The organism is Streptomyces flaveolus, from assembly GCF_044765825.1.
Lineage (GTDB): Bacteria > Actinomycetota > Actinomycetes > Streptomycetales > Streptomycetaceae > Streptomyces > Streptomyces flaveolus.
Window position 1 is genome coordinate 151,215 of record NZ_JBIWKU010000010.1, and the last position, 12,337, is coordinate 163,551.

Below are 12,337 nucleotides of genomic sequence, written 5' to 3' on the forward strand. Positions count from 1 at the left end.
GTCAGCATGGCGAAGAGGCACGTGTACGCGGTGGTGGACCCCGCCACCGGCAAGCTGGTCAAGGAGTACCCCACCGCGACGGACGAGGCCGTCGAGGGTGCGGTCGACGCGGCGGCGAAGGCCTACGCGCAGTGGTCGAGGCAGACCTCCGTGGAACAGCGCGCCCAGTTGCTGAACACCGTCGCCGCCCTCCACGACGAGCGCAGCGGGCACCTCGCCGAGATCATCCACCGGGAGATGGGCAAGCCGGTGGACGAGGGCGTCGCGGAGGTCGAGTTCAGCGCCTCGATCTACCGGTACTACGCGGAGAACGCGGAGAAGTTCCTCGCCGACGAGCCGATCGAGCTCCTCGAAGGGGAGGGCACCGCTTTCGTCCGGCGCCAGCCGGTCGGCGTGCTGCTGGGGATCATGCCCTGGAACTACCCGTACTACCAGGTGGCCCGGTTCGCCGCGCCCAACCTCGCGCTGGGCAACACCATCGTGCTCAAGCACGCGTCGCAGTGCCCGGAGTCGTCCGAGGCTCTCCAGCAGCTGTTCACGGACGCGGGCTTCCCCCAGGGCTGTTACGTCAACGTCCACGCCACCGGCGAGCAGATCGGTCGCGCCATCGCGGACCCCCGCGTGCAGGGCGTCTCCTTCACCGGTTCGGAGCGGGCCGGCGCGGAGGTCGCCGAGAAGGCCGGGCGCAACCTCAAGAAGGTGGTGCTCGAACTGGGCGGCTCCGACCCCTTCATCGTCCTGTCGACCGACGACCTGGACGCCACGGTCCAGGCGGCGGTCGAGACGCGGTTCGAGAACACCGGCCAGGCGTGCAACGCCGGGAAGCGCTTCATCGTCGCCGAGGACATCTACGACGCCTTCCTCGACAAGTTCACCCGGAAGGTGCTCGCCCTGACCGACGGCCTGACACCGCTCTCCTCGGTCGCCGCCGCCGAGTACGTCGAGGAACAGGTCGAGCGAGCCGTCGGCGAGGGGGCGACCTTCGTCTCCGCACGGCAGCGCGAGGGCGCCCACTTCCCGCCCGGCGTGCTGACGGGCGTCTCCCCGGCGTCGCCGTCGGCCGCCGAGGAGCTCTTCGGCCCGGTCGCGACCGTCTACCGGGTCGGCTCCGAGGAGGAGGCCGTCGACCTGGCGAACGGGACGCCGTACGGCCTGGGCTCCTACGTGTTCACGACGGACCGGGAGCAGGCGCTGCGCGTCGCCGACAGGATCGAAGCCGGCATGGTCTTCATCAACGGCGTCGGCCTCGAAGGCGCGGAACTGCCCTTCGGCGGGGTCAAGCTGTCCGGTTTCGGCCGCGAACTGGGCCGGGCGGGAATCGACGAGTTCGCCAACAAGAAGCTCATCCGCACCGCCCGGCCGTGATCGCCCAGCGCGCAGAAGGAAACCCGCTATGACCATCGAATTCGACGCTGCCGTCTTCAGGACGCCGAACGAACCGCTGACGATCGAGAGAGTGTCGATCCCCTCGACGCCTCCGCCCGGCGAGGTGCTCGTGCGGCTCAAGGCGAGCGGGGTGTGCCACAGCGACCTCCACGTCCTCCTGGGCGAATGGGAGGTTCCCTCGCCGATGATCCTCGGCCATGAGGGAGCCGGGATCGTGGAAAGGGTCGGCGAAGGCGTCACGACGGTGAAGGAGGGCGACCACGTCGTGCTGTCCTGGACGCCTTCCTGCCACCGCTGCCGCTACTGCATCAGTGGCAGGCCCGTCCTCTGCGACATGGTCAGCCAGCACTCGGCGAACCACCTGTCGTTCGACGGCCGGTCCCGGATCACGTCCGCCGGCGGGGGCGACGTGCTCAGCTTCGCGGGCCTCGGAACGTTCGGAGAGTACGCCCTCGTGCCCGAGTCGGGCGCCATCGCCATCCGGGACGACGCGCCGTTCCCGCAGTCGGCCCTGGTCGGATGCGCGGTCACGACCGGCGTGGGCGCGGCCGTCAACACCGCCAAGGTGCGGCCGAGCGACACGGTGCTGGTCCTCGGCTGCGGCGGCGTCGGCCTGAACGCGATCCAGGGCGCCCGGCTCGCCGGCGCGCGGAAGATCATCGCCGCGGACCTCTCCGACGAGAAGCTGGAGCAGGCACGCCTCTTCGGCGCGACCGATCTGATCAACAACGGCCGCGAGAACTTCACGGACCGGGTGCGACAGCTCACCGACGGACGCGGTGTGGAGATCGCCATCGAGGCCATCGGGCTGCCCCGCACCATCGAGTCGGCCTACGAGGTCCTGGCCCGAGGCGGCACGGCGGTGGTCGCCGGGCAGGTCGCGGACGGCCTGAAGGTCTCCATCGATCCCTTCGTCATGTCCGACCAGGAACTGTCGCTCATCGGCTCGAACTACGGATCGAGCAAGCCGGCTTCCGACTTCCCGTTGCTGATCGACCACTACATGAACCACCGCCTCGATCTCGACTCCCTGGTGACGAGCGTGATCGATCTGAAGGACGTCAACGAGGCGTTCGACCAGATGAAGCGCGGCATCGGCATCCGCTCGGTCATCACGTACTGAAAGGCAGGGGCGATCTCATGGCCCTGGAATCATCACGCTCGGCCTTCGAGCGAGCCCGCCGCAGCGTCGGCGGAGGAGTGGGGTCGGGCCTGCGCGCCGCGATGCCTCCCCATCCGCTCTTCGTGCGCGAGGCGCGGGGCGCGTACGTCTGGGACCTGGACGGCGACCGGTACACCGACTACGTGATGGCCTGGGGCCCGCTCGTCCTCGGTCACGGCGACCCGCGCGTGGTGTCCGCGGTGTCCGAGGTCGCGACGAGGATGCAGGTCGTCGGCACCGGCCACGCGCTGGAGTACCTCGCGGCGGAAGCGGTCCTGGAGGCCGTGCCGCACGGCGAGCGACTGCTGTGGAGCAACACGGGGACCGAAGCGGTGCAGGTCGCGCTGCGCCTCGCGCGCGCCGCGACCGGGCGGCGGCGCGTCCTCAAGTTCGCCAGGAGCTACCACGGTTGGCACGACACCGTGTACGCCGGGATGTCCGAGGACGACTGCGATCGCCCCGCCACCCCCGGTGGGCCGGGGCAGTCGGCCAGCGTGCTCGACGACCTGGTCGTCGCGCGCTTCAACGACGTGCGGCTGGCCGAGCGCCTGCTGAGCGAGTCCGTCGAGCGCGACATCGCGGCCGTGCTCGTCGACCCGGTGATGAGCAACGCCGGCGTCGAAGCACCCACACCGCAGTTCCTGTCCACGCTGCGGACCCTCTGCGACCGGCACGGCGTCGTCCTCGTCTTCGACGAGGTGATCGCCGGGTTCCGGATCGCCCGGGGCGGCGCGGCCGAGAAGTACGGCGTCCTTCCCGACCTGTCCGTCTTCGGGAAGGCGATGGCCGGCGGCTTCACCCAGAGCGCCGTCGTCGGCCGGGCCGATCTGATCGACCAGGTGACCTCCGGTGTCGTTCACGCCGGAACCTTCAACGCCAACCCGATCGCGCTGGCGGCCGTCGCGGCGACCATGCGCGCCCTGGCCGACCCCGAGGTCTACGAGCAACTCGAAGGGATCTCGTCCGAGTTCGACACCCTCGTCGGCGCCGTTCTCGGCTCATCGCCCGACTTCGGCAGCTTCAACCGGGTCGGCTCGCTCCTCCAGTACGTCCCCGCCGGTGGCGCCACGGGGCTTCACGGAACAAGCGGGCTCTGGGTGGTGATCCTCGAAGGGATGCTGCGGCAGGGCTTCCTGTTCATGCCGTCCGGCAAGGTCTTCCTCAGCACGGCACACACCACCGCCGACGTCGAGGCGACGGCCGAGGCCCTCGACCGGCTCCTGCGGAAGTCGTGACGCCCCGTCACGTCGCACGTAACCCCCACTCACTCCGGGCCAGGCCGCGTGTTCTGTTCCCCGCGGCCTGGCCCGGTCCACTTTCCCGGAAGAAACACCATGCTGAACCTCTCGGTCCTGCTCGAGGACTCCGCCCGCACGCACCCGCACCGGGACGCCGTCGTCCTCGGCACGACGCGACTCACCTACGCCCAGATCGACGCCGCCGCCAACCAGGTCGCCAACCTCCTGGTGGACCGCGGCGTCTGGCCCGGCGACAAGGTCGCGCTCAGTTGCCCGAACGTGCCCTGGTTCCCGATCGTCTACTACGGGATCCTCAAGGCCGGCGCCGTCGTCGTACCGCTCAACATCCTGCTCAAGGGCCGGGAGATCGCCTACCACCTCGCCGACTCGGAGGCGAAGGCGTACTTCTGCTTCGAGGGTGACGCGGGTCTGCCGATGGGTGCGAAGGGACACGCCGGGTTCACCGAGACGGCGGGCTGCGAGCACTTCTTCCTCATCACCGCCGACCCCGCGGCGGACAGCCCGATCGAGGGCGTCGAGACCCTGGGCGCCGCGCTGCGGGGCACCGCGCCGACGTTCGACAGCATCGGAACCTCGGGGGACGACCCGGCTGTGCTGCTCTACACGAGCGGTACGACCGGACAGGCGAAGGGTGCCGAACTCAGCCACACCAACCTGGTTCTCAACGCCCTCGCGTGCAACCGGCTGTTGGACAACCAGCCGGCCTCCGACACCCATCTGCTGGTGCTGCCACTGTTCCACTCCTTCGGGGCGACCGTGCAGATGAACGCCGGCTTCTCGACGGCGAGCACACTGGTGCTGCTGCCACGGTTCGACGCCCGGCAGGCGGTGTCCCTGATGCAGCAGGAGGACATCACCTTTTTCGCCGGCGTCCCCACCATGTGGTGGGGCCTGCTGCAGGCCCTCACCGACGACGTCGACGTCGAGCGCATCGTGAGGAACCTGCGCGTCGGCGTCTCCGGCGGCGCCGCGCTCCCCGCGGAACTCGTCAAGCAGGTCAGGGAGCGACTGGGCGTCCAGGTCCTGGAGGGCTACGGCCTCTCCGAGACCTCGCCGGTGGTGACCTTCAGCGATCCGGCGCGGGAGCCCCGGCCCGGGTCGATCGGCGTGCCGATCTGGGGCGTCGAGGTCAAACTCGTCAACGCGGACTGGTCGGAGGTCGGGGACGACGGCTCAGGCAGCGCCATCGGGGAGATCGCGGTCAAGGGCCACAACGTGATGAAGGGCTACCACGGCCGCCCCGAGGCCACCGCCGAAGCCGTCAGGGACGGCTGGTTCCGTACCGGCGACCTGGCCCGCAGGGACCAGGACGGCTTCTACTACATCGTCGACCGGGCGAAGGACCTGATCATCCGCGGCGGCTTCAACGTGTACCCGCGCGAGATCGAGGAGGTCCTGATGACGCACCCCGCGATCAGCCTGGCCGCGGTCGTCGGCGTGCCGCACGAGAGCCACGGCGAGGAGATCAAGGCGTTCGTCATCCTCGACCAAGGCGCCGAGGCCCGCCCCGACGAGCTGATCGCCTGGGGCAAGGAGCAGATGGCCGCCTACAAGTACCCGCGCATCGTCGAGGTCGTGCAGACGCTGCCGATGACGTCCACCGGAAAGATCCTCAAGCGCGAACTCACGTGACCGGCGCGCCAAGCGCACGGACACGGATGGGAAGGACGGCAGATGACAGTGGATGACGGCAGGCGGCGGGACACGTCCCCCGACGGGTCCGGTACGGAGCCGGACACGACACCCGGCTCGCTCGTGGCCGCCTGGAAGGCACGCGTGGCGAAGAACCCGGAGGGCACCGCGCTCCGCTTCTTCGACGGTGCCCTGACCGCGCGGGAGGTGGACGCGGCGTCGGACGCCCTGGCCGCCGCGTTCGAGGCCCGCGGGACCGGCCGGGGCGACCGCGTCGGGGTGTACCTGCAGAACGTCCCGCAGTACGCGCTGGTGCTGCTGGCCCTGTGGAAACTGGGGGCCACGGCCCTGGGACTCAACCCGATGTACCGGCGCCAGGAACTCCGCCGGATCATCGACGACTCCGGGGCGGTCGGCGTCGTCTGCGCGGACGCGGACGTCCACGAGACGCTCGGCACACTGGCGGGGAGCACGGTCCGATGGCTGATCAGCACGTCGGCGCTGGACTACCAGTCGAGGAACGACGCGCGGGCCTTCGCGACGACTGGGCGCCACGCGCCGGCGCCGGACGGCGACCTGGTGGCGCTGATCGGCGAGTTCGAGGGCCGCGGCCCCTCGCCCGTGGAACTGACCCGCGACGACGTCGCGTTCCTGACCTACACGTCGGGAACGACGGGGCCGCCGAAGGGCGCCATGAACACCCACGGCAACGTCCTGAGCGTGGTGGCGACCTGCGCTTCGTGGATGGGGGTGGGCGACGGGGACGTCGTCTTCGCCATGGCCCCGCTGTTCCACATCACCGGTGCCGTGGTCAACGCGACGATCTCCCTGCTCACCGACACCACGCTCGTCCTGGCGGGCCGGTTCCACCCCGAGGTCGCCCTGGACGCCTTCGCCGAGCAGGGGGTGACCTACACGATCGGCTCCATCACCGCGTACAACGCGATCTTCCAGCTGCCGCAGGCCGGACCGGAGCACTTCGCGTCGGTGAAGACCCTGTACTCCGGGGGCGCGCCGATCCCGCCGGCGACCGTCGAGCGGTTCCGGGAGCGGTTCGGCGTCTACCTCCACAACGGCTACGGGATGACCGAGACGACGTCCGCCGTCATCGCCGTACCGCCGGGGGACAGAGCGCCGGTGCATACGCCGAGCGGGACCTTGTCCATCGGCAAGCCCCTGCCGCACCTCACCGCGCGCGTCGTGGACCTGCACGGTGACCCGGTGCCGAGCGGGGAACAGGGCGAACTCGAATTGAGCGGGCCGCAGGTGGTGCCCGGCTACTGGGACAAGCCCGAGGCCACCCGCCGGACCATGCCGGAAGGCCGGCTCCGCACCGGCGACGTCGCCGTCATCGACGAGCAGGGCTGGGTCTACCTGGTGGACCGGCTCAAGGACCAGATCAACGTGTCCGGGTACAAGGTCTGGCCGCGCGAGGTCGAGGACGCCCTGTACGAACACCCCTCGGTCCTCGAAGCCGCGGTCGTCGGACAGCCGGACGCCTACCGCGGCGAGACCGTCGTCGCCTACGTCTCCCTCAAAGCGGGCCTGAACGCCACGGCCGAGGAGCTGATCGCGTTCACGCGTGAGCGGCTGGCGGCCTACAAGTGTCCCCGCACGATCCATTTCCTGGCCGACCTGCCCAAGACCCAGAGCGGCAAGATCCGGCGCGCTGAACTCCGCGGAACAGGCGCCACCGAGCCGTCCGCACCTTCGAAGGACTGATCCGTTGAACCAGAACAGCAGCGGTCAGGGCCGCTTCGCGGACCGTGTCGCCATCGTGACCGGGGCGAGCCGGGGCATCGGTCTCGCCGTCGCGGAACGGCTCGTCGCGGAAGGCGCCCGTGTCTGCCTGACCGCACGCAAGGCCGGACCGCTCGAAGAGGCCGCCGCCGCTCTCCCCCGGGACAGGGTCATCACCGTGGCCGGCAAGGCGGACGACCCCGAGCACCGCCGCGAGGTCTTCGACATCGTGGCGGGCGAGTTCGGCGGGCTGGACGTCCTGGTGAACAACGCGGGCGTCAATCCGGCGTACGGTCCCGTCGTCGGCCTGGACCTCGATGTCGCCCGCAAGGTGCTGGAGGTCAACGTCCTCGCCACCCTCGCCTGGGTGCAGGACGCCGTGGCCCACCCGAAGCTCGGTTTCTCCGAACGTCGGGGCTCCGTCGTGAACCTCTCCTCCGTCACCGGCGACACCCCGTCACCCGGCATCGGCCTCTACGGCGTGAGCAAGGCGGCGGTGTCCCACCTGACCCGGACCCTGGCCGTCGAGCTCGGCCCGGAGATACGGGTCAACGCGGTGGCCCCCGCCGTCGTGAAGACGCGGTTCGCCGAAGCCCTGTACGAGGGCAGGGAAGCCGAGGTGGCCGCCGACTACCCCCTGCGGCGACTGGGCGTGCCGTCCGACATCGCCTCCGCCGTGGCGTATCTGGCCTCGGAGGACGCCTCGTGGGTCACCGGCCACGTCCTCACCGTCGACGGCGGCCTCACGGTCGCCGGCGGCACCGCGTAACGCCCCCCGCCACCCCCGAAAGGACTGCCATGACTTTCACCCACCTTCCGCCCGAGGTGGCGGAGCTGGCGGAGCGCACCCGTCGCTTCATCCGCGATGTCGTCGTCGACGCCGAGCCCGTACCGGGCGGGCGCCTCGACCAGGCCGCCCGCGACCGGCTTCAGGCCGCGGCGAAGGAGGCCGGCGTCTTCGCGCCGCTCGTGCCGGAGGAGTACGGCGGCCAGGGCCTGCCCATCGAGCACTGGTCGCCGGTCCTCCAGGAGGCCGGCTACTCGCCCATCGGCCCCAGCGCGCTCAACTGCATGGCCCCCGACGAGGGCAACATGCACATGCTCCACCTCATCGCTACCGAGGAGCAGAAGAAGCGGTATCTCGCGCCGCTGGCCGCGGGAGAGATCCGGTCCTGCTTCGGCATGACCGAGCCCCACCCGGGCGCCGGATCCGACCCGGCGGCGCTGCGCACCACGGCCGTGCGCAGCGACGGCGGCTGGATCATCGACGGCCACAAGCGGTTCACCAGCGGGGCCGTCGGTGCCGCGTTCTGCATCGTGATGGCGCGCACCCCGGCCGTCGACGGCTCCCCCGAGGGGGCCACCATGTTCCTCGTCGACCTGACGAACCCCGGGATCCGGGTCGGCGAGGCGATCCACACCGTCGACCGCGCCATCGACGGCGGCCACCCGCACCTGTACCTGGAGAACTGCCTCGTCCCCGACGACGCGGTCCTCGGCGAGGTCGGACTCGGCTTCCGGTACGCGCAGGTGCGGCTCGGCCCCGCGCGGCTCACGCACTGCATGCGGTGGCTGGGGCTGGCACGGCGAGCACACGACATCGCGCTCGACCGGGCAGGGAAGCGGGAGCTGTTCGGCGGTCCGATCGACTCGCTCGGCCTGGCCCAGCACCTGATCGCCGAGTCCGTGATCGACCTCGAGACCTCCGACGCGGTCATCACCAAGACCGCCGCTCTGCTGGGCGCCGACCCGAAGGCGGGCTCGGCGATGTCCTCGGTGGCGAAGGTGCACTGCTCCGAGGCGGTCTTCCGGGTGATCGACCGAGCGATCCAGATCTGCGGCGGCGACGGCGTCTCCGACGGGCTCCCGCTCGCGCAGTACCTGAACGAGGTCCGCCCGTTCCGCATCTACGACGGCTCCAACGAGACCCACAGGTGGGCCATCGCCCGCCGCGCCTCCGCCGCCCGCAGCGCCGCCGTCCGGGCCGGCGAACCCCACCGGGGCGCCGCCGTCGTCAGCCGGGACGGGGCCGCGTGATGCACACCGTCCCCGACGGCGTGGAAGTCGTCGCGAGCCTTGAGCACGCCCGCCGCCTCGACAGCCCTCCGCTCCTGGTCCTCGACGCGGTCACCGGCTTCCTCGATGCGCACGGCATCGGCTGCGGCCCGCTCGCGTGGCAGCGCATCGGCGACGGGCAGTCCAACGTCACCTACCTGATCGAGCGCGGCGGCGAGTCCGTCGTCCTGCGCCGCGGCCCGCGCCCGCCGCTGCCGAAGTCGACGCACGACATGGTGCGCGAGGCCCGCATCCAGAAGATCCTCGGCGCGCACGGGGTACCGGTGCCGGAGATCATCGCCGTCTGCGAGGACGAGGACGTCCTGGGCGTGCCGTTCTACCTCATGGGCCGGCTCGACGGGACAGTCATCACCGACACGGTCCCTGCCCAGCTCTCCCCCGCCGGGCAGCGCCGGGCCACCAGTGAAGCGGTCGTCGACACCCTCGTCGCCCTGCACCGCATCGACGTCACCCGCGGCGACCTCGCCTCCCTGGGCCGCCCCGAAGGGTATCTCCGCCGCCAGGTGGAGCGGTTCCGCGGCCTGTGGGAGATCAACACCACCCGCAGCCTGCCCGCGGTGGACCGCATCGCCGACTGGCTCGCCCGCAACCTGCCGACGAGCCGGGCGGCCTCGGTGGTGCACGGCGACTACCGCATGGGCAACCTCATGTTCGCCCGCCAGGCCCCGGCCAGGGTCCTCGCGATCCTGGACTGGGAGATGGCCACGCTCGGTGACCCGCTCGCGGACCTGGGGTACCTCACCGCCACCTGGTCCGAGGCAGGCAGTCCTCCCACCCCCCTCGAACTCACCACGGTGACCCGGTCGCCCGGGTACCTCACCCAGCGCCAGCTGGCGGAGCGCTACCGGTCCCGCACGGGCCTCGACCTGACCGCGCTCCCCTGGTACCAGACCCTCGCCCTGTGGAAGGCGGCGATCTTCTGCGAGGCCATCCACACCCGCTGGCGGCGGGGTGAGCGCCCGAACGACACGGCCTTCGGACCGTCACTCGAAACGGGTGTCCCACGGCTCCTGGAGCGGGCCGGGCGATACGCCGGCCTGACGGCGACCACCCGCCTCTGACACCCGACGCGTCCCGCTGCGGGGCTCTTCACCGACCTCGCCGCGGCCAGCCGCCCTGCTCCGGCATCACGCCGAGGCCGCTGCTCGTCGACGGGAGCCGACGCGACCTCCTCCGCGGAGGCCGCGCCACCGTCGAGGTCCCGCGGTCGCAGCCATGGAGTTCCGCCCGGTACGGAGCACGGCCCCCGGACTCCCTCGCTCGTCCTCGACGGCCGCCACCGCCCCCGCGCCCCCTCGCGCGCCGTGTCCGTCTTCCTTTTCTTCAGAGAGAGGTCCCGTGCCCTCCGCTTCCTCCCGGCTCCCTTCCCGTGACACCCGGATGCCGGTCACCGTCAACGCGCTGCCGCTCGCCGTCGGTGTCCTGCTCTCCTGCTCCACGCCCCTCGGAGAGATCTCCGTGTACGGACGTCTCACCCTCGGCATCGCGTGGGCACTCACACAGCTCGCCGTCCTCATCGGCGGGACCTGGTGGTACGAGAACCGGGCCGCGTCCTCCTTCGAAGCGGCCTCGGCCACGACCGCCGCTTCGCGTTCGGCCGGGGGCGCGTGGTGACGACGTACCTCCTGAGCGCCGGCTCGCCCGACCTCATCGGCTCCGCCGCACGGGGCGCGGTCATCTGCGCCTTCCTGGTCTTCATCGGCCTATGCCTGCTGTGGGTCTTCACCCTCGCCACCCAGGACGACGACCCGGAACGCCTCTACGTCGCCGGCCGGTCTCTCCCGCCCGTCTTCAACGGCGTGGCTCGGCAGCGCGCGTCCCTGGGAGCGAACGACACACCGCCGGCATACGGCGCCGGAACCGACTCCTCACCTGGGTGCCCCTGGGGCGCGCGTCGACTCCGACAAGACGTCGTGAGCGGACAGCTCCGCCGTGCCCTCGACGGGCCTGTGCATCGTGCACCGGGCCCGGGCCAAGCAGGTGCCCGCTGTCGTTCTCGCCGGCGGTCCCGGCTCGCGACAGTGAGACGACCACCACATGAACGACGTGTGAACGACCTGACCGTCGCACCCGCCCGACCGTCACGAGGAAGACGCGCGGGAGTCCCCAGAACGGAATGCCCGGCGGTTGATCGAGCGGTCGATCAACCGTGACCCAGATCGAGGGAGAGGACGCACATGACGACCCAGAGGAAGGCCCAGGCCCTGACGTCCGTGGCCAACGACACGCCGGCGGAGGAGATCCTCAAGATCGTGACCCGTGACGGCGGCGTCATCATCAAGGGCTTCCTGACGCAGGAGCAGATCGCCCGCTTCAACGCCGAGATCGAGCAGCCGCTGCGGGCGCTCGCCCCGGGGTCGACCCACGAGAACGAGATCGTGGCCGCGTTCCACGGCAGCAACACCAAGCGCCTCACGAACCTGGTGACGCACAGCCCCACGTTCCGCAGCGAGGTCATCGACCACCCCCTGGTCCACGAGATCAGCGACCTGGTCTTCCTCCAGGAGTCGGGTACGTACTGGATGACCACCGCACAGGTGATCGAGATCGGCCCCGGCAACCAGGCGCAGATGCTGCACCGGGACCTGGAGAACTGGTTCCCGTTCATCGGCATGGGGCCCAAGGGCCCGGAGGTCACCATCAACTTCCTGGTTGCCCTGACCGACTTCACGGAGGAGAACGGCGCCACCCGCGTCATCCCCGGAAGCAACCACTGGAGCGACTTCGAGGACCGCGGGACCCCCGAGCAGACGATCCCCGCCGTCATGAACGCCGGGGACGTCCTTCTCATCAGCGGCAAGACCGCGCACGGCGGCGGGGCGAACCGGACCGGCGACGAGTACCGGCGCGGCCTCGCCTTCACGTTCAACGCCGGCTTCCTCACCGGCGAGGAGGCGTACCCCTTCCTGGTCGACAAGGAGCTCGCCAGGACGCTCTCGCCGCGAGTCCAGCGCATGCTCGGCTTCCGCTCCCAGTACCCCACGGGCTCTCCCGGCCTGTGGCAGGTCGACTACGCCGACCTCGGCGACCACCTCGGCCTCTGAGGGCCGGACCGACCAGAGGCCGCCGTAGCCGTCCGAGG

10 protein-coding genes are annotated in these 12,337 nt (G+C 70.7%); all 10 read left to right on the forward strand.

Annotated features, from left to right (window positions below):
* The first annotated feature begins 6 nt into the window (after positions 1-6).
* The 10 genes from ACIRG6_RS27795 to ACIRG6_RS27840 all read left to right on the forward strand — a co-directional run bounded on the left by ACIRG6_RS27795 (position 7) and on the right by ACIRG6_RS27840 (position 12,299).
* A complete protein-coding gene (locus tag ACIRG6_RS27795; protein WP_364820101.1) occupies positions 7-1,365 on the forward strand; it encodes an NAD-dependent succinate-semialdehyde dehydrogenase in 1,359 nt (452 codons plus the stop codon).
* Positions 1,366-1,393: 28 nt separating this feature from the next.
* Positions 1,394-2,509 (forward strand): Zn-dependent alcohol dehydrogenase, encoded by a 1,116-nt coding sequence (locus tag ACIRG6_RS27800; protein WP_364677614.1) that lies wholly within the window; start codon positions 1,394-1,396, stop codon positions 2,507-2,509.
* A 17-nt stretch (positions 2,510-2,526) separates the two neighbouring features.
* The gene (locus ACIRG6_RS27805; protein WP_403324923.1) at positions 2,527-3,783 is read left to right on the forward strand and encodes an aspartate aminotransferase family protein; all 1,257 of its coding nucleotides are present in this window, start codon (positions 2,527-2,529) and stop codon (positions 3,781-3,783) included.
* Between the two features lie 99 nt (positions 3,784-3,882).
* Positions 3,883-5,439 carry a long-chain-fatty-acid--CoA ligase gene (locus tag ACIRG6_RS27810; protein ID WP_364820106.1) on the forward strand — a complete coding sequence of 519 codons (1,557 nt, stop codon included), beginning with the start codon at positions 3,883-3,885 and terminating at the stop codon, positions 5,437-5,439.
* Positions 5,440-5,481: 42 nt separating this feature from the next.
* On the forward strand, positions 5,482-7,161 hold the full coding sequence (locus ACIRG6_RS27815; protein WP_364820109.1) for a class I adenylate-forming enzyme family protein: 1,680 nt from the start codon (positions 5,482-5,484) through the stop codon (positions 7,159-7,161).
* Positions 7,162-7,165: 4 nt separating this feature from the next.
* A complete protein-coding gene (locus tag ACIRG6_RS27820) occupies positions 7,166-7,948 on the forward strand; it encodes an SDR family oxidoreductase (protein WP_364677608.1) in 783 nt (260 codons plus the stop codon).
* 29 nt (positions 7,949-7,977) lie between these two features.
* On the forward strand, positions 7,978-9,216 hold the full coding sequence (locus ACIRG6_RS27825; RefSeq protein WP_364677606.1) for an acyl-CoA dehydrogenase family protein: 1,239 nt from the start codon (positions 7,978-7,980) through the stop codon (positions 9,214-9,216).
* Entirely contained in the window at positions 9,216-10,316 is a 1,101-nt protein-coding gene (locus ACIRG6_RS27830; RefSeq protein WP_364677741.1) for a phosphotransferase family protein, read from the forward strand. The genes ACIRG6_RS27825 and ACIRG6_RS27830 overlap by 1 nt, the downstream gene beginning before the upstream one ends.
* Before the next feature lie 277 nt (positions 10,317-10,593).
* Complete coding sequence (locus tag ACIRG6_RS27835) at positions 10,594-10,869, forward strand: hypothetical protein (RefSeq protein ID WP_403324924.1); 276 nt, start codon at positions 10,594-10,596, stop codon at positions 10,867-10,869.
* A gap of 563 nt (positions 10,870-11,432) precedes the next feature.
* Positions 11,433-12,299, forward strand: a complete 867-nt coding sequence (locus ACIRG6_RS27840; protein WP_364677605.1) for a phytanoyl-CoA dioxygenase family protein — start codon at positions 11,433-11,435, stop codon at positions 12,297-12,299.
* The last annotated feature ends 38 nt before the right edge of the window (positions 12,300-12,337 follow it).

Excerpts from the sequence above, each read along its gene's own strand:
- ACIRG6_RS27805 (WP_403324923.1), top strand. The coding sequence starts at position 2,527 with ATGGCCCTGGAATCATCACGCTCGGCCTTCGAGCGAGCCCGCCGCAGC.
- ACIRG6_RS27800 (WP_364677614.1), top strand. The coding sequence starts at position 1,394 with ATGACCATCGAATTCGACGCTGCCGTCTTCAGGACGCCGAACGAACCG.
- ACIRG6_RS27810 (WP_364820106.1), top strand. The coding sequence starts at position 3,883 with ATGCTGAACCTCTCGGTCCTGCTCGAGGACTCCGCCCGCACGCACCCG.
- ACIRG6_RS27840 (WP_364677605.1), top strand. The coding sequence starts at position 11,433 with ATGACGACCCAGAGGAAGGCCCAGGCCCTGACGTCCGTGGCCAACGAC.
- ACIRG6_RS27830 (WP_364677741.1), top strand. The coding sequence starts at position 9,216 with ATGCACACCGTCCCCGACGGCGTGGAAGTCGTCGCGAGCCTTGAGCAC.
- ACIRG6_RS27795 (WP_364820101.1), top strand. The coding sequence starts at position 7 with ATGGCGAAGAGGCACGTGTACGCGGTGGTGGACCCCGCCACCGGCAAG.
- ACIRG6_RS27815 (WP_364820109.1), top strand. The coding sequence starts at position 5,482 with ATGACAGTGGATGACGGCAGGCGGCGGGACACGTCCCCCGACGGGTCC.
- ACIRG6_RS27825 (WP_364677606.1), top strand. The coding sequence starts at position 7,978 with ATGACTTTCACCCACCTTCCGCCCGAGGTGGCGGAGCTGGCGGAGCGC.